Origin of the sequence: Streptomyces lavendofoliae (assembly GCF_014649735.1) — a bacterium.
GTDB lineage: Bacteria > Actinomycetota > Actinomycetes > Streptomycetales > Streptomycetaceae > Streptomyces > Streptomyces lavendofoliae.
In genome coordinates, this window is sequence record NZ_BMTP01000007.1 from 29,695 (window position 1) to 49,501 (window position 19,807).

Genomic DNA, 19,807 nt, shown 5'->3' on the forward strand with positions numbered 1-19,807 from the left:
CTCCCCCGGCGCGCGCCGGGCGCCCCGCGCACGCACGATGCGAGGACGTACCGCTCTTGGGAGGATCCGCACCGTGACCGTCAGTCTCGAGCAGTTGCGCCGCTGTCATGTCGCCGTCGACCTGGGGGCCGCCAGGACCCGCGTCTTCGTCAAGGGTGTCGGACTCGTCGTCGACGAGCCGAGCGTCGCCGCCGTCAACACCCGCACCGGGGCGCTCATCGCCGTCGGGGAGTTCGCGGAGAAGATGACCGGCCGCACCCCCGACTACATCCGCGTCGTGCGCCCCATCTCGGGCGGCAGCGTCGTCGACATCGACATGGCCCAGCGGATGCTGCGCCACCTCCTCGGCGAGAAGCTCCGCCGCCAGCTGCGCCGCAAGCCGATGCTGCGCGCCGCCGCGTGCACCCCGCACGACAGCGACCCGCTCGCCCAGCGCGCCACGATCGAGACGCTCGTCGGGCTCGGCGCCCGCCGTGTCGAGCTGGTCGACACGCTGATCGCGGCGGCCGTCGGCTGCGGGCTGCCGGTGGAGCAGCCCACCGCCACCATGATCCTGGTGTGCGGCGCCGCCACCACCCAGGTCGCCGTCCTGTCGCTCGGCGCCATCGTGACCGCCGAGCGCATCCCGGTGGGCGGCAACGCCATCGACCACGCCGTCATCCAGTACCTGCGCCACCAGCACGAGCTGATGCTGCCCAGCCAGTCGGTACGTCCCCTCCAGCTCGCCCTGCACGGCAACGGCCTCACCCCGCACGGGCCGGCCTCGACCGAGATCCACGGGCGGGACGTGGCGACCGGGCTGGCCCGGTCCGTGCTCGTCGACACGGCCGCCGTGCGCCAGGCGCTGCACACCCCGCTGACGGCCGTGCTCGACGGCATCGGGAAGGTGCTGCGCGACTGCCCGCCCGACCTGGTCGCCGACCTCGTCGACCGCGGCATCATGATGGTCGGCGGCAGCGCGCTGCTGCCGGGCCTCGACCAGATGCTGCGCAACGCCACCGGCATGCCGGTGCAGATCGCGGAACGGCCCGACATCTGTGCCGTACTGGGTCTCGGGGCCATGCTGGAGGGCCGCATCCAGCCCATCACGCTCAACCCGCTCGCCGAGGCCGAGTGACGCACGGGTGACCCGGGGCGGGCTCCCCGCGCTGCTCGAGGCGGTGCTCGACGTGGGCACCGACCTCGCGCCGCACCGCACCCTCCAGCGGCTGGTCGAGCACGCCGCCGGCCTGACGGACGCCCGGATCGGCGTCCTCGGGGTCGTCGACCCCGGGCTCGGCCGGCCGGACGGACCGCACGGCACCCCGGACCCCGACCCCGGCCCCGGCACGGACTCCGCCCCCGCTCCCGACCCCGGCGCCCCCGACCCCGGCGCCCCCGGCACCTGCCCGTACACCGGCCTGTACACGGTCGGCATGACGGAGGAGGACCGGCGGCGGGTCGGCCGGCTGCCCGAGGGGGACGACCCCGGCGGCCGGTCCTTCCTCGGCGTACCGATCAGCGTCGGCGCCGAGGTGTTCGGCCACCTCTATCTGACCGGGAAGCGCGGCGGGCCCTTCACCGACGAGGACCTGGCCGTGCTGCGCGTCCTCGCCGCGCAGGCGGGCATCGCCATCGGCAACGCCCGGCTGTACGAGACGGCCCGGCAGCGGGAGCGGTGGATCGAGGGCGCGGCCGCCGTGACGACGGCCCTGCTGACCGGGGAGCCGGCGGCGGACGCCCTGGTGACCGTGGCCGAGCGCGCCAGGCTGCTCGCCGGCGCGGCGGCCGGGGTGGTCCTCCAGCCCACCACCGGGGGCGGGATGGAGATCGTCGCCGCGTCCACGCCGCACGATCCGGACGACCTCGTCGGCACGGCCATCGCGCCCGGCTCCCCCGTCCTGGAGCAACTGCTCGGCGGGCAGCCGGTCTTCGTCGAGGACTCGGCCACCGATCCCCGGATGACGACCCCGGTACGGACGCGGTTCGGGCCGTCGATGATGCTGCCGCTGCGCAGCGGGGGGAAACTGATCGGCACCCTCGCCCTCCCCCGCCGCCGCGGCGGGCGCCCGTACACGCCGGTCGAGCGGCAGCTGGCGTCCGCGTTCGCCTCCCAGGCGGCCCTGGCGCTGGTCCTCGCGGACGCCCGGCGGGACCGTGAGCGGCTCGCCGTGTACCAGGACCGCGACCGGATCGCCCGGGACCTGCACGACCTGGTGGTGCAGCGGCTGTTCGCCACGGAGATGATGCTGGAGTCCACCCGGCGGCGGGCCGGGGACGCCCCTGCGGCCGGGCTGCTGGACCGGGCGGTGGACGAGCTGGACTCCACGATCCAGGAGGTGCGCACCGCCATCTTCGCGCTCCGGCAACCCCCCGCCGAGGCGCCCCGGTCCTTCCGGGGCCGGGTGCTGCGCGAGACCGACGGCGCGGCGGCGCTGCTGGGCCTCCGGCCGTCCGTCCGCTTCACCGGTCCGGTGGACGCCCTGGTGACCGGCCCGGTCGCCGACCGCCTGCTGGCCGCCCTGCGCGGCGCGCTGGCCGGGGCCCACCGGCACGAGGGCGTGACGGCGGTGGGCGTCGAGGTGGACGCGGCGCACGAGCTGCCCGACGGACGCCCCGGCGTGCGCCTCACCGTCACGGACGACGGCACCGGGGACGACGGGACGCGCGGCACCACGTCCACCTGGTCCTCGCCCCGCTGACGGCCCGTGGCCCGGCACCGCCGCCCCGGTGAGCCCGGCACGGACGCCGAACACCGACCCCGGCCGCCGGACTCCGGCCACCGGCCGCCCACCGCCGTACGGCGCGGCGGCAGGCGGCGGGCCGGCCGCGACGCGCCCGGAGGGCGCCGCGGGCACCGGCGGCGGGCAGTGCGCTCGACGGTGGGTCGAGCCCGGCCCGTACCCGGGACGAGCGACGCCCGAACTGCGGCGAACAGCACACTCGGCACCGCTTCCCGCCGGGCCGCCGCGGGGAGAATGGTGGGGCCCGTGACCACGGGTGCACAGCTCCGCGCCCCACCTCGAGGAGGACGACGAGTGAGTTCGCTCTTTCCGGCCCTGGACGCCGGATCCGAACGGCCCGCCCTGCGGTTCGGGGACCGTTCGCTGACGTACGGCGAACTGCGCTCGGCCGCCGCCGCGACCGCCGCCCGGCTGGACGGGGCGGAACGGGTCGCCGTCTGGGCCACCCCCACGCTGGAGACCGCCGTCGCGGTGGTCGCCGCGCTGCTCGCGGGCGTACCGGCCGTACCGCTCAACCCGAGGACGGGCGGGCGCGAGCTGACGCACATCGTCACCGACAGCCGCCCCGCCCTGGTCCTGGCGGCACCGGCGGACGAACTGCCGGACGCGCTGGGCGGCCTGGAGCGGCTGGACGTCACCGTGACCGGCACCGGCACCGTCCCGCCCGGAGCGAAGGGGTCCGGGGCGCCGGACCCCGAGGCCGCCGCGCTCGTCGTCTACACCTCCGGCACCACGGGGCCGCCCAAGGGCGCCGTCCTGCCCCGGCGCGCGATCGCCGCGAGCCTCGACGCCCTGGAGGACGCCTGGGGGTGGACGTCCGACGACGTCCTGGTGCACGCGCTGCCGCTGTTCCACGTCCACGGGCTGATCCTCGGCGTGCTCGGCCCGCTGCGGCGCGGCGGATCGGTGCGTCACCTGGGCAGGTTCACGACCGGTGGCGTGGCGCGGGAGCTGGCCGCCGGCGGCACCATGCTGTTCGGCGTCCCGACGATGTACCACCGCATCGCCGAGGCCCTGGACGACGACCCGCAGCTCGCGAAGGCGCTGGCCGGGGCGCGGCTGCTGGTCTCCGGCTCGGCGGCGCTGCCCGTGCACGAGCACCGGCGGATCGCCGCGCTGACGGGACGGCGGGTCGTCGAGCGGTACGGCATGACCGAGACGCTCATGAACACCAGCGTCCGTGCGGACGACATCGAGCCGCGCACCGGCTCCGTCGGCGTGCCGCTGCCCGGTGTCGACCTGCGGCTGGTCGAGGACGACGGCGCGGAGATCACCGTGTACGACGGGGAGACGGTCGGCGAGATCCAGGTCAAGGGCCCGAACCTGTTCACCGGGTACCTGAACCGGCCCGACGCGACGGCCGCGGCCTTCGACGGCGACTGGTTCCGCACCGGGGACATGGCGGTGCGGGACACGGACGGTTCGGTACGGATCGTGGGGCGCAGGGCGACGGACCTGATCAAGAGCGGCGGGTTCAAGATCGGCGCCGGGGAGATCGAGAACGCGCTCCTCGGCCACCCCGGGGTGCGGGAGGCCGCCGTGACCGGCGAACCCGACCCCGACCTGGGCGAACGGATCGTGGCGTGGATCGTCCCCGCCGACCGGGACGCCCCGCCCGCCGCGGAGGATCTCGCGGACCACGTGGCGGCGCAGCTCGCCCCGCACAAGCGCCCCCGGACCGTCCGGTACCTGGACGTCCTGCCCCGCAACGACATGGGCAAGATCATGAAGCGGGCGCTCCATGGCTGAGCGCCCGTCCGCCCGCCAGGCCGTCGCGCTCCTGACCGGTTCCTTCGCCGAACACGCCCCGCCGCCGCGGTCCAGCGCCCCCGACGGGCCGCTGTCCTGGGAGGGGTACGGCGCCTCGCGCGCCCGCGCCGCCGACCGGACCGGCGAGGCCGAGTCGGTCGTCTACGGCACGGCGGACGTCGGCGGCCGGTCCTGCGTCGTCCTCGCCTTCGAGTTCGGCTTCCTCGGCGGCTCGCTGGGCGAACGTGCCGGTGACCGGCTGGAGGCCGCCTACCGGCTGGCGCGCGAGCGGCGCGTACCGCTCGTGTCGCTGGTGGCGACCGGAGGCAGCCGGATGCAGGAGGGCATGGTGGCGCTCACCCAGCTCCAGCGGGTGGCGCGCGAGTCGGTGCTGCTGCGGGAGGCCGGGGTGCCGCACCTCGCGGTGCTGCGCGACCCGGCGACCGGCGGTGGCTGGGCGACGGTCGGGGCCGGCGCCGACGTGATCCTGGCGCTGCCGGGGGCGCAGGTCGGGTTCGCCGGGTCGCGGGTGCGGCCGGCGGACGCGGACCCGGCCGCGTACACCGCCGAGGGCCAGCTGGCGGCGGGGCACGTCGACGCCGTCGTACGTCCGGAGGAGCTGCGCGGGACGGTCACGCGCTGGCTGACCGCGCTGACAAGCCCGGCGCCGGAGGTCCCGCCGCCGGCCGCCCTCTCCCCCACACCGCTGCCCGCCACCGGCTGGGACGCGGTCCGGCAGGCCCGCGACCCGGCCCGCCCCCGCGCCGAGGCGTACCTGGACGCGTACTTCACGGACCGGCTGCCCCTGGTGGGCGACCGCTGCGGCGGTACGGACCCGGGGACGCCGTGCGGCATCGGGCTGCGCCCCGACGGGCGGTCGGTGGTGTACGTCGCCCAGTGCGGCACGGCGACCCGCCCGGCCGGTTACCGCACGGCAGCCCGGGTGATCCGGCTCGCCGACCGGCTCGGCCTCCCGGTGCTGACGCTCGTCGACACGCCGGGCGCCGCGAACGACGCGGAGGCGGAACGAGCGGGCGCGGGCGCCGCGATCGCGGACGCGTTCACGGCCGTCGCCGGGGCGCGGGTGCCGGTGACCACGCTCCTGATCGGCGAGGGCGGCTCGGGCGGGGCGCTGGCGCTGGCCGCGCCGTCCCGCACCTGGGCGACACCGGACAGTTACTTCTCGGTGATCGCCCCGGAGCTGGCGGCCGCGATCCTCAAACGCCCACCGGAGGAAGCCCCGCGCACCGCCGAGCAGCTCCACCTGCGCCCCCAGGACCTCCTGGACCTCGGCCTGATCCGCGGCATCGTCTGACCCCGGGCGCGGCGCGGCGGATATCGCGGCGGGGCTCAGCCCCCGGCGGTGTCGTCCTCCGTCGCGCAGCCGTCCGGGTAGGCCGCCGACTCGGCTGCGTCGAGCGCGGTGGTCAGTTCGTTGAGGCGGGCGCGCAGCTCGCGGACCTCCTCCAGCCGCATCCCGGTCGCCGCGGCGATCCGGCGCGGCACACCGAGGGCCCGTTCGCGCAGCTCGGTGCCGGCGGGGGTGGGGCGGGCGGTGACGGAGCGCTCGTCCTCGGCGCTGCGCCGCCGCTCCACGTACCCGGCGGCCTCCAGCCGCTTGAGCAGCGGCGAGAGGGTGCCGGAGTCCAGTCGCAGGTGCTCGCCGATCCGTTTGACGGGCAGCTCCCCGTGTTCCCAGAGGACCAGCATCACCAGGTACTGGGGGTAGGTCAGGCCGAGGTCCTTGAGCGCGGTGCGGTAGACGCTGTTGAACGCGCGCGTGGCGGCGTGCAGCGAGAAGCAGATCTGGTGGTCGAGGCGGAGGAAGTCCTCGTCGCGCACGGTCCGGGGCGTGTCCATGCCTACAGGATAGCCCGAGGGCGATTTAGTTGTGCACAACTTAATTGTGCGCTATAAATATGACACCGATCCACCGCCACCTCCACCCCTCACCTCCCACGAGAGGACAGTCCCTCATGGACGCGCTCTACACCGCTGTCGCCACCGCCAACGGACGCGAAGGCCGCGCCGTCAGCTCCGACGGCCAGATCGATCTCCCGCTCGGCTTCCCGCAGGCACTCGGCGGCGACGGCAAGGGCACCAACCCCGAGCAGCTCTTCGCCGCCGGGTACGCGGCGTGCTTCGCCAGCGCCATGGGCGCGATAGGCCGCCAGGAGAAGATCGACGTCAAGGACGCCTCGGTCACCGCCGAGGTCAGCATCGGCAAGGACGGGGACGGCGGCTTCGGCCTCGCGGTCGTGATGCGCGTCGAGCTGCCCGATCACCTCCAGGGCGAGCCGGGCCGTGAGCTGCTGGAGAAGACGCACGCGTACTGCCCCTACTCCAAGGCCACGCGCGGCAACATCCCGGTCGAGCTGGTCATCGAGTGACGACCGGCGGCCGGACGCTCAGCGGACCGGCTCCGCCCCTCCCCAGCCCGCGACCGCCGCGCCCTTCAGGCGGCGCGTCCGGTAGCTCTCGGCGTCGAGGGTGACGACCTCCGCGTGGTGGACCAGCCGGTCCACCGTCGCGGAGGCCGTCGCGCCGTCGCCGAACACCTCGTCCCAGCGGCCCAGCGGCCGGTTGCCGGTGACGATCAGGGAGGCCCGCTCGTAGCGGTGCGAGACGAGCTGGAAGAGGAGACGGGCCGCCTCCGGCTCGAAGGGCACGTAGCCGACCTCGTCCACGACGAGCACCTGGTACGCGTCCAGCCGGGCCAGCTCCTTGCGCAGCCGGCCCGCCGCCTTGGCGTCCGCGAGCCGGGCGCCCCACTCGGCGGCGGTGGCGAACAGGACCTGGTGGCCGGCCTGGCAGGCCCGTACGCCCAGGGCGACCGCCAGGTGCGTCTTACCGGTGCCGGGGCCGCCGAGCAGCACCACGTTCGCCTTCCTCGCCACGAAGTCGACCTTCCCCAGCCGGGCGATCACCTGCGGATCGGGCGCCCGGAGGTGTCCCTCGTCGAACGCCTCCAGCACCTTGCGCGCCGGGAACCCGGCGGCCTCGATCCGTTCCTCCGCACCCGCCGCGACACCCGCCCCCGCCGGCTCCTCCAGCCCCCTCGGCTCCTCCAGCCCCCTCGGCTCCTTGTCCCGCTGCGCCGGGATGACCACCGCCCGGGGCTCCTCCTTCACGGGGTGCGCCTTGGCCTCGTGCGCGGCCATGGGACCCGACATGTACGCGAGGATCGCCGCCGAGGCGATGAACGCCATGTGGATGACGGTCCCCCACAGCAGGTCGTGCCGGGGCGTGTGGTGCACGTCGACGAACATCTGCAGCAGGTGCACCGAGGAGATGCCCACGATCGCGGTGGCCAGCTTGACCTTCAGCACGTTGGAGTTGACGTGCGACAGCCACTCGGGCTGGTCCCGGTGCCCCTGCAGCCCGATGCGCGAGACGAAGGTCTCGTACCCCCCGACGATCACCATGATCAGCAGATTGGCGATCATCACCACGTCGACCAGCTTGAGGACGGCGAGCATGACGTGCGTCTCGTCCGCGTGACCGCTGATGACGTGGTGGATGAGGTGCCAGAGCTCGTTGAAGAACTTGTAGACGTACACCCCCTGCGCCGCCACCAGGCCGAAGTACAGGGGCGCTTGGAGCCAGCGGGTCGCGAAGAGGGCACATCCCAGGGTGGTCATGTTCGACGTGGGCGAGGTGGAGCGGGACACAGGACCTCCAAGGCGGGGAGGTCCGTCATTCTTGTACGCCATCACCGACAATCTGAATTCGCGCCACCCTTTGGGATGAATAGGAATTCAGTAGCACAACGACCTCTGCGGGCCCCTCACACGTATCGACACACACGCGGGAGCGATTAGTCGATACGGCGTCGGTCACCGCAGACGGCACAGTCCGCCACAGCAGCCGCTCGGGCCCCGGCAGCACCATGGAAGAGGGTGCCCGCCCGCTCCAGCGGCTCTACGGGAGCGCCGGAGCGAGCGCCGCGCGCTCTGGGGGGCGCCCTGGCCTTCGGCCACGGGGCACCAATGAGGGTGGACTCGTGTACGGCGAATGCCGCGTCACGTCCATCGCGCACGCCGTCGCTGGACCATGAGACGAGGGACCTTGAGACGAAGCCCTGGGGACGAGCCCCGTCAGCCTGCTCCCACATATCTCATAACGGATCGCCCCGGCGCTCGGCTTGTCGAGCAATCCTGCCTTTGCTGCCACACTCCGAAAGAAACCCGCGCAAAGGTAATAGGGACAGCTATTTCTCCGCAGAGGATGAATCGATGCGCGGCGGCGTACCTCCGGCACTGATGTGCCGCACCAGAATTTTGGTTCATATTGCGCGAGCGAGTGGATGACGCACACGCCGACACTGGTAGTGAGCAGCGCTGTCACCGCATTCCAGGCTGTCGGCGAGAGGCCTGAACGCAGTCATGCGCTCGCCCCGGGCGCCAACCGATCCGGAATCTCTACTTCCCTTTTTATCAACCGCTAGATTCGGCAACGGCACACCTGTCCCACCACTGTCCGAGGGCCGGAACAAACATTCATGACATCCCATATAGCCACTCTCCGCCGTCTTCCTCACATAAGGCTGATCCCTATGCTGTGGACTCTCGCACTCGGCTTGTGGGGGCTTTCCCGGCAGGACAGTGTGTGGCGGGACGAGGCCGCAACCTGGCAGGTGGCCCAGCGATCCACCGGCGACATCGTGCGCATGCTGGGGAACGTCGACGTCGTGCGTGGGCTCTACTACCTGTTCATGCCCGGACTCTTCGAATGCTTCGGGCCCGGCATCACGGTCCTGCGACTGCCTTCCTGCACGAACCTCACCATACGGCGGCTCGCGCCGCTGCTCGGCGTCTCGCCGGCGACGGTGCGCGGGGGCATCCAGCGACCGCGAGCACTGCTCGCCATCGAACCGGCCCGACGGCCCCGCGGACGCGGTCGAGCGGTTGTGGATCGTGGACGGCACCCTGATCCCGGTCCGCGACCGGCAGGTCGGCGCCTACTCACGCGACCACCGCTTCTCGGCACACGTGCAGGTCATCATCGACGCCAACACCCGGCCGGCCGCCGGTCGTTCCCAATGCGTCACCGGCCTCCGTTCGTGCGACTCAGCGGCGTCGCCGTGGGTCGAAGCTGTGTGCGTGACCTCAGCATGAGGGAAGGCCGCTTGCCTCCGGACAGCGCAATAACGGCCAGGCCCGAGGCAGGGTTCCAGCTCACCGTAGATGGGGCGTACCCGGTTTGATTTCACGCAACTGCCGGACAGCCGCCGCCAGATTCAGGACGCTTTCGCCCGGGCGCCGGTTTCCTCGGTGGCGATCTTCCTGGCCCCGGCCTCGTCCACGTATTCATAGCGTGTGACCACGGCAGCGAGCCGGGGGCTGAACTCAGCTTGAGCCGGGAGTCCCCCCCGGGGGGGGCCTGCCGAGTGATCGCCAGACCGCGCGCAATGTGCCGTTCACCCTGATGAGCGATAGCCTTGGACGTAAAAGAGGCCCATATCTGCGGGTCTGGAGCCCATGGGTCCTGAAGGACCTCAGAGGCGGGCGTTGATCTCATCGATGGCGCCGACAGCCGGGTTACGCGGGTAGCAGCGTACGACCTTCCAAGGCACTGGTTTGCACGGCCCGGGCTTGCTTTGGCGTCCACCTGCCAATGGAGGCGGTCATGGCTGCAGCAGTGCTGAGCAGTGAAGGAGCATCGCCGACCCCGGAGGAGGTGATGCAGAGACGAGGAAGTCCTCCACGAGAGCCGATAGCAGACCCCACGTTGGCAATCGAGGTCAACCCCGTGTGGCGGGGATCGCCCCAGCACCGACTGGTGACCATTGGCGATTCACTCACGCACGGCTTCCAAAGTGGGGCGATCTTCAATACGGACCTGTCCTACCCGGCGATCATCGCCCACGAGCTGGGGTGGGGGGAGTCCTTCCGGTATCCCTCCTATAACGGTCACGGGGGCCTGCCGCTCAATATCGAGCTGCTCCTGCGCGACCTGAAGGACCGCTTCGGCCCTAACCTCGACGGGTGGGAGGTGCCGCTGGCGCTGTTCCACGGCCGGCAGTTCATGGACGAGGTGGAGGACTACTGGGAGCGCGGGCCGGGAACCGTCGTCCCCCAGTTGACCAGTATCAACCACAACCTCGCGGTGTACGGGTGGGATCTGCGCGATGTCCTGGACAAGACCGCGAAGACCTGCCTCCAAGACATCGGGGTGCCCCGCGACGACTGGCTGAGCCAGGTCACGCAGGACAACGGCGACCGTGCAGCCCTGCGGGTCCTGCCCTCCGCCGCAGCGGACCAGTCACTCACCCTGCTGGACGCGGCGGCGAGGCTGGGTGATGAGCGGGACAGCGACCCGCAACACGGGATCGAGACGCTGATCGTCTTCCTCGGCGCCAACAACGCGTTGCAGGCCGTGACCCAGCTGAAGGTGGTCTGGAGCGACACCGGGTACGACGACCTGCACGGCAAGCGGCCGTACACGGTGTGGACCCCCGCCCACTTCCGCGCCGAACTGGGCGCAGTCGCCAACCGGGTGCGCCAGATCAAAGCCCGCCACGTCATCTGGTGCACCGTGCCCCATGTCACCATCGCCCCGGTGGCCCGCGGCGTGGCCACCAAGACCGGGCTCGGCTCGCGCTACTTTCCCTACTACACCCGACCGTGGATCAGCGACCGCGAGTTCAATCCGCGTCAGGACCCGCACATCACCGGCCAGCAGGCTGAGGACGTCGACCTGGCCATCGATCTGTACAACGCCGCCATCGTCGACGAGGTGGAAAGGGCACGGCGCGCAGGCGCGGACTGGTACCTCATGGACACAGCAGGCCTGATGGACCGGCTGGCCTCACGCCGCTACATCGAAGACCCCCTCGCACGGCCCCCGTGGTGGCAGCCCTATCCGCTACCCGCGCAACTGCAGGCCCTGCTACCCGAACCGAACTCTCGGTTCCTGGCGAGCAACGGGAACCAGCGCACGGACGGGGGCCTGTTCTCCCTCGACGGGGTCCACCCCACCACCATCGGATACGGGATTGTCGCTCAGGAACTGATCACCGTCATGCGCCGCGCCGGTGTGGAGTTCCGCCAAGCCGACGGGAGCGTACGGGCGGATCCGGTCACCGTTGACTTCTCCCGGCTCATCCGCCGCGACACCCTCATCAACAATCCCCCCGGTAACCTCACTTCGGGGCTGGACATCCTCGGGTGGGCGGACCAGACGCTGGACCTCTTGCGGCGCACCCTGTGCTTCCGTACGTGACCTGTCGTGGAGACCGTTCGAGGGTTCAGGAGCGACATGGCGTAGATCCTCAAGCCGGTTCGGGTCACAGATCCCCACCATCTACCTGGCCGGACTCCATATCGCGGGCATCTTCCTCTGCCCGTCGGACAGTACGTCGGTGCCGGCCGTGGCGGCGTCCGGCCACGGACTTCGACGACCGGGACGTGCCGCAAGGGTCGCTACGACCGCACACGGTGTACCGCGTCGGCCGCGATGAGTGGCGGGCGCCGGCGCGATGACGACGAGGCCGGTCACGGCCGGGTCACCCCGGACGTGACCGGCCGGCACCGGTCGGCGCCTCAGCGGGCGCACATGACGTAGAGGGTGCCGCTGCCCCCGGAGCCGCTCGCCTTCTTCATGACGGTGCCCTTCCAGCCGACGGGCGTGCCGGAGGAGTTCCGGAGGGCTCGGTGCGCGCGACGTACATGCTCGCGGTGAGGTCGGCGCCGATGCCCCCGCCTGTGGCCACCCAGCCGGCGGGGCAGGTGATCGTCCCGCTGCCGGTCGTGAAGTACTTCGACTTCACGAGGGGGTGGGAAACCGCGGCGTCGGCCGGGGACGAGTTGACCAGAGTCATGGCGAGGAGGAGCGAGGCGGCTGCACCCAGGCCGTAGCCGGTGCGTCGGGCGGCGGAGCTCATGCTCATGAGGGGTTCCTTTCGAGTGACGGACGGCGGGGTTCCGGCGGCGGACATGTGGCCCGTCCTCGACCGGGCGCCTCGCCAGCCGCTGCCGCTGTCGGTGCGGGCCCGGGCGCTGTTCCTAACGGGGCGGCTGGACGAGGCGCGGGAGGCCTACGCACAGCTGCGCCCGATGCTGCCGCTTCCGACGGCGAACCCGTCCTAGCCTGCGGTGCTGCTGCACATGGTCGACCCGATCGCCCTGGTCGGGGACGTGGAGGGCGCGGCTGGTGTACGACCAGCTCGCGCCGATCCGGCCGTACCCGGGCGCACTCGGCACGCCCACGGCCTACTTCACGGGCACGGTCGGCCGCGACCTCGGGCGTCTGGCCGCGGTCGCGGGCCGCCCGGCGGAAGCAGAGGAACTGCTACGCGAGGCGCTGTTGCGCAACCGGGTGCCGGGCGCGCGGCCGGTCGTGGCGCTGACCTGCCTGGATCTGGCCGCCGTGCGGCGCGACCGGGGTGAGCGGGGCGGCGATCGGGGCGCGCTGGCGGAGGCGGCCGGACTGGCCGGGGAGGCGCTGAAGATCGCCGAGCAACTGGGCCGGCCCGGCCCGGCCGCCGCCGCGGTACGCCAGCCCGGTGAGATTGCCGCCCTGCGGGACGAGACGGACCCGCTCACACAGCGAGAGGCCAGATCGCGGAGTTCGTGGTACAGGCGCGCACGAACCGGCAGATCGCCGCGGACCTGTTCATCTCCGAGCGCACGGTGGAGACCCACGTCCGCAAGATCCTCGGCAAACTCGGCTGTGCCAACCGGACAGAACTGGTGGCGCGGTGGGCGGCCGGCGAGGAGCGCCGTTAGAGGCCGTCTCATGTGGTGCCGGTTGGGTTCCTTGATACGAGTGCGGCGAGCTGGTGCAACCACGGCCTGGTCGTACTGCGGGCCGAGCATCTTCACGAGCAGCTGCCGCAGAACGTGTGGGGCAGCCTGTCTCCGACTCGCTTCACGCCGAGCCACGACGGGACGGCAAGCCTTGGCGAGTGGATCTCACACGGCCCGAACGAGGGTGACCCTGTGGCGTCTGACTGATCGGGGCATGTCGCAGCATCTGCGTCCCCACCCGTCCCCAATCCGGGAGGGACAGCGTGGGCGAAGGCCGTCACGATCACCTCGATGATCCGTACGACCAGCGTTTCCGCTGGTCGAAACGTTTCTGCGGGGCCACCGCTTGGTGGGGCGGGTGGGACTCGAACCCACGGCCGACGGATTATGAGTCCGCTGCTCTAACCGGCTGAGCTACCGCCCCTTACGGCGCGTCGCGCACATTTGTGCGCGCCGTCTGCCGCAGCATAGCCGCTCATACGATCTCCTGCTCCGGATGGTCGGCAACGCACGTCCCTGAGGACTCCCACGCGCCCCGCGCGGTTCCCGCCGCGGGTGAATCGGGGCGGGAGCAGGGCGAAAAAAGAAGGAGAGGGCCGCAAGGGCCCTCTCCTGTCACCGCTCCCCCGACTGGACTCGAACCAGTAACCCTCCGGTTAACAGCCGAATGCTCTGCCAATTGAGCTACAGGGGATCGCGCTCCCCCGACTGGACTCGAACCAGTAACCTGCCGGTTAACAGCCGGCTGCTCTGCCAATTGAGCTACAGGGGATTGCTGCGTTGCACCGAACGTACCTACCCGGGGGGCTCCCGGGCGGCGCTCGCTCGCTGCGACACATACATTAGCGCAAGCAGGGGGGTGCTCCGCCAATCGGTTCCCCCGGGGTGATCTCCGGCCCTGACGGGTAGGCGGCCAGCACCGACGCCTACGGAAGGGTGGCAGCCATGCGGTACAAGCTCACGTTCGTCGTTGGACTGGCCTTCGGCTATGTCCTCGGCACGCGTGCCGGGCGCGAGCGCTACGAACAGCTGCGGAAGTCCGCACGCAAGTTCTCGCACAATCCGGCGGTGCGCAACGCGGCCGAATCGGCCGCGCAGACCGGCAGGGAGGTGGCCGGCAAGGCGCTGCACACGGTGAGCGACAAGGTCGGCGACCGGATGCCCGAGTCGGTCGCCCAGCGGGTGCGCTCGCTGAAGGAGCGCAGCCAGGCCAACGGCCAGGACGAGTGGGGGACCAGTAACACCTAGGGTGCGGCAGAATCTATCCCCATGGGGATAGTCGCCGGGTTGGACAGTTCGTCGGGTTTCACGCGCATCGTCGTCTGCGACACGGAAACGGGTGCGGTGCTGCGGCAGGGCTACGCGCCGCATCCCGTCGAGCCGAAGGCGACGGAGGTAGACCCGCAGGCGTGGTTGCTGTCGCTGGGCGAGGCCGCGTCGGGCGGGTTGCTCGAAGGTGTCCAGGCGATCGGTGTCTCCGCGCAGCAGCACGGACTGGTGCCGCTCGACCGGCAGGGCGCGCTGGTGCGGCCCGCGCTGGTGGGCAACGACAAGCGGGCCCAGGTGGCCGCCGCGGACCTCGTCGAGGGCTTCGGCGGCCGTCAGGCGTGGGCCGAGGCCGTGGGCTGCGTGCCGCAGGCGGCGCAGCCGGTGGCGAAGCTGCGGTGGCTGGCGCGCACGGAGCCGGAGGCGGCGGCGCGGATCGCGGTGGTGATGCAGCCGCACGACTGGCTGGTGTGGCAGCTGCTGGGCCGGCCGGTGCGGCGGACGACCGACCGGGGCGCGGCGTCGGGCACGGGCTACTGGTCCGCCGGCACGGGCGCGTACCGCCCGGACCTGGTGGAGCTGGCGCTGGGGCACCAGGCCGCGCTGCCGGAGGTGCTGGGGCCCGCCGAGGCCGCCGGGATGACCCCGGAGGGGCTGCTGATCTCGGCCGGGACCGGCGAGACGATGGCGGCCGCGCTCGGGCTGGGGCTCGGGCTGGGGGACGCGGTGGTGTCGCTCGGGGCGTCCGGCTCGGTCATGGCGGTGCACCACGAGGCGCTGGCCGATCCCCGGGGGATGATCACGGCGTTCGCGGACGCGGCGGGGATGCACCTGCCGGTCGTGCACACGTCGAACGCGGTCCGGGCGTTGCGCGGAACCGCCGGGATGCTGGGCCTGGACGGGGGCCTGGAGGAGCTGTCGGCGCTGGCGCTGAAGTCGACGCCGGGCGCCTCGGGACTCGTACTGCTGCCGTACCTGGAGGGTGAGCGCACCCCGCAGCTGCCGCACACGGCGGGGACGCTGAGCGGGATGCGGCGCGAGTCGATGAAGCCCGAGCACCTGGCGCGGGCGGCGTTCGAGGGCATGCTGTGCTCGCTGGCGGACGCGATGGACGTGCTGCGCGGGCGGGGTGTGGAGGTGCGGCGGGTCTTCCTGCTGGGGGCGGCCGCCGAGCTGCCCGCGGTGCAGGCGGCGGCGCCGGCGATCTTCGGGGCGCAGGTGGTCGTCCCCCAGCCGGCCGATTACGCGGCGCTCGGTGCGGCGCGGCAGGCGGCGTGGGCGCTGGGGGTGTCCCAGGGCGTGCTGTCGCCGCAGGCCCCGCCGGCCTGGCAGGGCGCGGCGGCCCAGGTTTTCGAGCCGGGCGAGGAGCTCGCGGTCGGCCGGGCGGTGCGTCAGCAGTACGGCGCCACGCGCGAGCAGCTGCACCCGGGGGCCTTCTCCGTCTGACGGCGGGGGCGCTCAGGGGGCAAAGGACCGGGAAACCGAGTCGTCGGAGCAGGCGCGTGCGGCGATAGTTGGACCGTGCTCAGACAACTTCTCCTGATTCATCTGGGGCCGTACAGAAGGCCCATAACGCTGTTGGTGGCTCTGCAGCTGTTGCAGACGTGCGCCACCCTCTATCTGCCGACGCTGAACGCGGACATCATCGACAACGGTGTCGTCCGGGGCGACACCGGTTACATCCTCACGTACGGCGCCTGGATGATCGCGGTGTCCGTGGTCCAGGTGGTGTGCAACATCGGCGCCGTCTACTTCGGCGCGCGTACGGCGGCGGCGCTCGGACGGGATGTGCGGGCGGCGGTCTTCGACCGGGTGCAGTCGTTCTCTGCGCGGGAGGTCGGGCACTTCGGGGCGCCCTCGCTGATCACGCGGACCACCAACGACGTCCAGCAGGTGCAGATGCTGGTGCTGATGGCGTTCACGCTGATGGTGTCCGCGCCGATCATGTGTGTGGGCGGCATCGTCATGGCGCTCGGGCAGGACGTGCCGCTGTCCGGGGTCCTGCTCGCGGTGGTGCCGGTGCTGGGCGTCACCGTGTCGCTGATCGTGCGCCGGATGCGGCCGCTGTTCCGGACGATGCAGGAGCGGCTGGACACGGTGAACCGGGTGCTGCGCGAGCAGATCACCGGCAACCGCGTGATCCGGGCGTTCGTGAAGGACGCCTACGAGCGGAGGCGGTTCGAGCGCGCCAACACCGAGCTGACCGAGGTGTCGATGTCGACCGGCCGGCTGATGGCGCTGATGTTCCCCACCGTGATGACGGTGGTGAACCTCTCCAGCGTGGCCGTGGTCTGGTTCGGCGCGCACCGGATCGACGGCGGCGGGATGGAGATCGGGGCGCTGACGGCGTTCCTGGCCTATCTGATGCAGATAGTGATGGCCGTGATGATGGCCACGTTCATGTTCATGATGGTCCCGCGCGCCGAGGTGTGCGCCGAGCGCATCGAGGAGGTGCTGCGTACGGAGTCGAGCGTGGTCCCGCCGGTGGCGCCGGTGCGGAAGCTGCTGCGGCGCGGGCACCTGGAGGTGCGGGGCGCGGACTTCCGCTACCCGGGTGCCGAGGAGCCGGTGCTGCGCGGGGTGGACCTGGTCGCCCGGCCGGGCGAGACGACGGCGGTCATCGGTTCGACCGGCAGCGGCAAGTCGACGCTGCTGGGCCTGGTGCCGCGGCTGTTCGACGTGACGGGCGGCGAGGTGCTGGTCGACGGCGTGGACGTGCGGGAACTCGATCCGGTGCTGATGGCGAAGACGGTGGGCCTGGTGCCGCAGAAGCCGTACCTGTTCTCCGGGACGGTGGCGACGAACCTGCGGTACGGCAACCCCGGCGCGACCGACGAGGAGCTGTGGCACGCGCTGGAGGTGGCGCAGGCCGCCGATTTCGTACGGGAGCTGGAGGGTGGCCTGGAGGCGCCGATCTCGCAGGGCGGGACGAACGTGTCGGGCGGGCAGCGGCAGCGCCTGGCCATCGCGCGGACGCTGGTGCAGCGGCCGGAGATCTACCTGTTCGACGATTCGTTCTCGGCGCTGGACTACACGACGGACGCCCTGCTGCGGGCGGCGCTGGCGGCGGAGACGGCCGAGGCGACGGTGGTGATCGTGGCCCAGCGGGTGTCGACGATCCGGGAAGCCGACCGCATCGTGGTCCTGGACGAGGGCCGGGTCGTGGGGACGGGGCGCCATCCCGAGCTGATGGCGGGCAATGAGACGTACCGGGAGATCGTGCTCTCCCAGCTGACCGAGGCGGAGGCTGCCTGATGGCGGGGCCGGCGGGACGGATGATGGCCGGGGCCGGGGGCCCCGGCCAGCGGTCGATGGACTTCAGGGGATCGGGGAAGCGGCTGCTGCGGCAGCTGAGACCGGAGAAGGCCACGCTGTGGCTGATGCTGGCGGCCGGGGTGCTGAGCGTGGCGCTGTCGGTGGTCGGGCCGAAGATCCTGGGCCGGGCGACGGACCTGATCTTCGCGGGCGTGGTCGGGCGGCAGACGCCGGACGGGCTCACCAAGGAGCAGGCCCTGGCGGGGCTGCGGGCCGACGGGGACGACGGGCTCGCGGACATGCTGTCGGGGGTGGACTTCCACCCCGGGCAGGGCATCGACTTCGGCGCGGTCGCGGGCGTGCTGATGGTCGTGCTGGTGGTGTACCTGGTGGCCGGGCTGCTGATGCTGGTGTCGACGCGCATGTCGATCCGGGTGATCAACCGGACCGTGTACCGGCTCCGGGAGGACGTACAGGCCAAGCTGGAGCGGCTGCCGCTGGCGTACTTCGACCGGGCGAAGCGCGGGGAGGTGCTGAGCCGGGCGACGAACGACATCGACAACATCTCGCAGACCATGCAGCAGACCATGGGCCAGCTGATCAACTCGGCGCTGACCATCGTCGGCGTGCTGGTGATGATGTTCTGGATCTCGCCGCTGCTGGCGCTGGTCGCGCTGGTGACGGTGCCGCTGTCGGTGGTCGTGGCGACGCGGGTCGGCAAGCGGTCGCAGCCGCACTTCGTGCAGCAGTGGAAGTCGACGGGCCGGCTGAACGCGCACGTCGAGGAGATGTACACCGGGCACGCGCTGGTGAAGGTGTTCGGGCGGCAGGACGAGTCGGCGGCCGACTTCCGCGAGCAGAACGAGGCGCTGTACGAGGCCGGGTTCCGGGCGCAGTTCAACAGCGGGATCATGCAGCCGCTGATGTTCTTCATCTCGAACCTCAACTACGTCCTGGTCGCGGTGGTGGGCGGGCTGCGCGTCGCGTCCGGGACGCTGTCCATCGGTGACGTGCAGGCGTTCATCCAGTACTCGCGGCAGTTCTCGATGCCGCTGACGCAGGTGGCGTCGATGGCGAACCTGGTGCAGTCCGGGGTGGCGTCCGCGGAGCGGGTCTTCGAGCTGCTGGACGCGGAGGAGCAGGAGTCGGACGCCCCGCGCCCCGCCGGGCGGCCGGCGGAACCGGTGGGGCCGGCGGAGCGGGTGTCGAAGGGGCGGGTGACGCTGGAGAAGGTCTCGTTCCGCTACGACCCGGACCGGCCGCTCATCGAGGACCTGTCCCTGTCGGTGGAGCCGGGCCAGACGGTCGCGATCGTCGGTCCGACGGGCGCCGGCAAGACCACGCTCGTCAACCTGCTGATGCGGTTCTACGAGGTGACCGGCGGCCGTGTCCTGCTGGACGGGGTCGACGCGACGGAGCTCACGCGCGACGAGCTGCGGTCCCGCATCGGCATGGTGCTCCAGGACACCTGGCTGTTCGGCGGCACGATCGCCGACAACATCGCCTACGGCGCGCCGGAGTCGCGCGGGGTGACCCGGGAGGAGATCGAAGAGGCGGCCCGGGCCGCGCACGCCGACCGGTTCGTCCGGACGCTGCCGGACGGGTACGACACCGTCATCGACGACGAGGGCGCGGGTGTCAGCGCGGGTGAGAAGCAGTTGATCACCATCGCGCGGGCGTTCCTGTCGGACCCGGTGATCCTGGTGCTGGACGAGGCGACCAGCTCCGTCGACACCCGGACCGAGGTGCTCATCCAGAAGGCGATGGCCCGGCTGGCGCACGGGCGGACGAGCTTCGTCATCGCCCACCGGCTGTCGACGATCCGGGACGCGGACGTGATCCTGGTGATGGAGAACGGGGCGATCGTCGAACAGGGCACGCACGAGGAGCTGCTGGCCGCGCAGGGCGCCTACGCCCGCCTGTACGCGGCCCAGTTCGCCCAGGCGGTGGCGGAGGTCGACTGACGCGCCACCGGCCCGGCGCCGGGCCGGTGGCGCCGTGGCCGGCGGACCGGCGCCGTGGCCGGCGGGCCGCGATGGCCGGCGCGGCACCGTCCCGGGGGCG

General features: G+C 71.9%; 16 protein-coding genes, 3 tRNA genes and 1 pseudogene. 13 read left to right on the forward strand and 7 right to left on the reverse strand.

Annotated elements, in window-relative coordinates; translation table 11 throughout:
* The first annotated feature begins 73 nt into the window (after nt 1–73).
* From IE109_RS14840 to IE109_RS14855, 4 genes are all read left to right on the forward strand, one after another.
* A complete protein-coding gene (locus tag IE109_RS14840) occupies nt 74–1,117 on the forward strand; it encodes a rod shape-determining protein (protein WP_189551347.1) in 1,044 nt (347 codons plus the stop codon).
* Between the two features lie 7 nt (nt 1,118–1,124).
* Nucleotides 1,125–2,681: a sensor histidine kinase gene (locus tag IE109_RS14845; RefSeq protein WP_189551348.1), complete on the forward strand. Its 1,557-nt coding sequence runs from the start codon at nt 1,125–1,127 to the stop codon at nt 2,679–2,681.
* 336 nt (nt 2,682–3,017) lie between these two features.
* Nucleotides 3,018–4,472 (forward strand): acyl-CoA synthetase, encoded by a 1,455-nt coding sequence (locus tag IE109_RS14850; protein WP_189551349.1) that lies wholly within the window; start codon nt 3,018–3,020, stop codon nt 4,470–4,472.
* Nucleotides 4,465–5,787 (forward strand): carboxyl transferase domain-containing protein, encoded by a 1,323-nt coding sequence (locus tag IE109_RS14855; RefSeq protein ID WP_189551350.1) that lies wholly within the window; start codon nt 4,465–4,467, stop codon nt 5,785–5,787. Before IE109_RS14850 ends, IE109_RS14855 begins: the two co-directional genes overlap by 8 nt.
* Nucleotides 5,788–5,822: 35 nt before the next feature.
* On the opposite strand, the gene IE109_RS14860 is transcribed toward IE109_RS14855, so the two are convergent.
* Nucleotides 5,823–6,332 (reverse strand): MarR family winged helix-turn-helix transcriptional regulator, encoded by a 510-nt coding sequence (locus tag IE109_RS14860; RefSeq protein WP_189551351.1) that lies wholly within the window; start codon nt 6,330–6,332, stop codon nt 5,823–5,825.
* A 116-nt stretch (nt 6,333–6,448) separates the two neighbouring features.
* Between IE109_RS14860 and IE109_RS14865 the strand changes: the two genes are divergently transcribed.
* Nucleotides 6,449–6,862 (forward strand): organic hydroperoxide resistance protein, encoded by a 414-nt coding sequence (locus IE109_RS14865; RefSeq protein WP_189551352.1) that lies wholly within the window; start codon nt 6,449–6,451, stop codon nt 6,860–6,862.
* Between the two features lie 18 nt (nt 6,863–6,880).
* Here the strand turns inward: IE109_RS14865 and istB are convergent, their stop codons facing one another.
* Nucleotides 6,881–8,113 carry an IS21-like element helper ATPase IstB gene (istB, locus tag IE109_RS14870; protein WP_189551614.1) on the reverse strand — a complete coding sequence of 411 codons (1,233 nt, stop codon included), beginning with the start codon at nt 8,111–8,113 and terminating at the stop codon, nt 6,881–6,883.
* A 1,133-nt stretch (nt 8,114–9,246) separates the two neighbouring features.
* Between istB and IE109_RS33160 the strand changes: the two are divergent.
* Nucleotides 9,247–9,526, forward strand: a pseudogene (locus IE109_RS33160) (IS5/IS1182 family transposase); the annotation flags it as partial.
* Here IE109_RS33160 and IE109_RS34025 read toward each other — a convergent pair.
* Nucleotides 9,433–9,711: a nucleic acid/nucleotide deaminase domain-containing protein gene (locus IE109_RS34025; RefSeq protein ID WP_373297716.1), complete on the reverse strand. Its 279-nt coding sequence runs from the start codon at nt 9,709–9,711 to the stop codon at nt 9,433–9,435. The pseudogene IE109_RS33160 and the gene IE109_RS34025 overlap by 94 nt on opposite strands.
* A 542-nt stretch (nt 9,712–10,253) precedes the next feature.
* On the opposite strand from IE109_RS34025, the gene IE109_RS14880 reads away from it, so the two are divergent.
* Entirely contained in the window at nt 10,254–11,696 is a 1,443-nt protein-coding gene (locus tag IE109_RS14880; protein WP_229891064.1) for a hypothetical protein, read from the forward strand.
* A gap of 376 nt (nt 11,697–12,072) precedes the next feature.
* On the opposite strand, the gene IE109_RS14885 is transcribed toward IE109_RS14880, so the two are convergent.
* Nucleotides 12,073–12,363 (reverse strand): hypothetical protein, encoded by a 291-nt coding sequence (locus IE109_RS14885; RefSeq protein ID WP_189551354.1) that lies wholly within the window; start codon nt 12,361–12,363, stop codon nt 12,073–12,075.
* Here IE109_RS14885 and IE109_RS14890 point away from each other — a divergent pair.
* On the forward strand, nt 12,362–12,562 hold the full coding sequence (locus IE109_RS14890; protein ID WP_229891066.1) for a hypothetical protein: 201 nt from the start codon (nt 12,362–12,364) through the stop codon (nt 12,560–12,562). The two genes, IE109_RS14885 and IE109_RS14890, sit on opposite strands and share 2 nt — an antisense overlap.
* Nucleotides 12,563–13,033: 471 nt before the next feature.
* Nucleotides 13,034–13,201, forward strand: coding sequence for a response regulator transcription factor (locus IE109_RS14895; protein WP_189551616.1), 168 nt, complete (start codon nt 13,034–13,036; stop codon nt 13,199–13,201).
* 368 nt (nt 13,202–13,569) lie between these two features.
* Here IE109_RS14895 and IE109_RS14900 read toward each other — a convergent pair.
* From IE109_RS14900 to IE109_RS14910, 3 genes are all read right to left on the reverse strand, one after another.
* Nucleotides 13,570–13,646 (reverse strand) — tRNA-Ile (locus IE109_RS14900).
* A 197-nt stretch (nt 13,647–13,843) separates the two neighbouring features.
* Nucleotides 13,844–13,916: transfer RNA gene (locus IE109_RS14905), tRNA-Asn, on the reverse strand.
* A 5-nt stretch (nt 13,917–13,921) separates the two neighbouring features.
* Nucleotides 13,922–13,994, reverse strand: a tRNA-Asn gene (locus IE109_RS14910).
* A 173-nt stretch (nt 13,995–14,167) separates the two neighbouring features.
* On the opposite strand from IE109_RS14910, the gene IE109_RS14915 reads away from it, so the two are divergent.
* The 4 genes from IE109_RS14915 (at nt 14,168) to IE109_RS14930 (ending at nt 19,707) form a co-directional block, all read left to right on the forward strand.
* Nucleotides 14,168–14,470, forward strand: a complete 303-nt coding sequence (locus IE109_RS14915; protein WP_189551356.1) for a YtxH domain-containing protein — start codon at nt 14,168–14,170, stop codon at nt 14,468–14,470.
* A 21-nt stretch (nt 14,471–14,491) separates the two neighbouring features.
* Nucleotides 14,492–15,934 carry an FGGY family carbohydrate kinase gene (locus tag IE109_RS14920; protein ID WP_189551357.1) on the forward strand — a complete coding sequence of 481 codons (1,443 nt, stop codon included), beginning with the start codon at nt 14,492–14,494 and terminating at the stop codon, nt 15,932–15,934.
* A gap of 75 nt (nt 15,935–16,009) precedes the next feature.
* Nucleotides 16,010–17,743 (forward strand): ABC transporter ATP-binding protein, encoded by a 1,734-nt coding sequence (locus IE109_RS14925; protein ID WP_189551358.1) that lies wholly within the window; start codon nt 16,010–16,012, stop codon nt 17,741–17,743.
* A complete protein-coding gene (locus tag IE109_RS14930) occupies nt 17,743–19,707 on the forward strand; it encodes an ABC transporter ATP-binding protein (RefSeq protein WP_189551359.1) in 1,965 nt (654 codons plus the stop codon). Before IE109_RS14925 ends, IE109_RS14930 begins: the two co-directional genes overlap by 1 nt.
* The last annotated feature ends 100 nt before the right edge of the window (nt 19,708–19,807 follow it).

Excerpts from the sequence above, each read along its gene's own strand:
- IE109_RS14855 (WP_189551350.1), top strand. The coding sequence starts at position 4,465 with ATGGCTGAGCGCCCGTCCGCCCGCCAGGCCGTCGCGCTCCTGACCGGT.
- IE109_RS14860 (WP_189551351.1), bottom strand. The coding sequence starts at position 6,332 with ATGGACACGCCCCGGACCGTGCGCGACGAGGACTTCCTCCGCCTCGAC.
- IE109_RS14865 (WP_189551352.1), top strand. The coding sequence starts at position 6,449 with ATGGACGCGCTCTACACCGCTGTCGCCACCGCCAACGGACGCGAAGGC.
- istB (WP_189551614.1), bottom strand. The coding sequence starts at position 8,113 with ATGACCACCCTGGGATGTGCCCTCTTCGCGACCCGCTGGCTCCAAGCG.
- IE109_RS14890 (WP_229891066.1), top strand. The coding sequence starts at position 12,362 with ATGAGGGGTTCCTTTCGAGTGACGGACGGCGGGGTTCCGGCGGCGGAC.
- IE109_RS14885 (WP_189551354.1), bottom strand. The coding sequence starts at position 12,363 with ATGAGCATGAGCTCCGCCGCCCGACGCACCGGCTACGGCCTGGGTGCA.
- IE109_RS14915 (WP_189551356.1), top strand. The coding sequence starts at position 14,168 with ATGCGGTACAAGCTCACGTTCGTCGTTGGACTGGCCTTCGGCTATGTC.
- IE109_RS14920 (WP_189551357.1), top strand. The coding sequence starts at position 14,492 with ATGGGGATAGTCGCCGGGTTGGACAGTTCGTCGGGTTTCACGCGCATC.
- IE109_RS14930 (WP_189551359.1), top strand. The coding sequence starts at position 17,743 with ATGGCGGGGCCGGCGGGACGGATGATGGCCGGGGCCGGGGGCCCCGGC.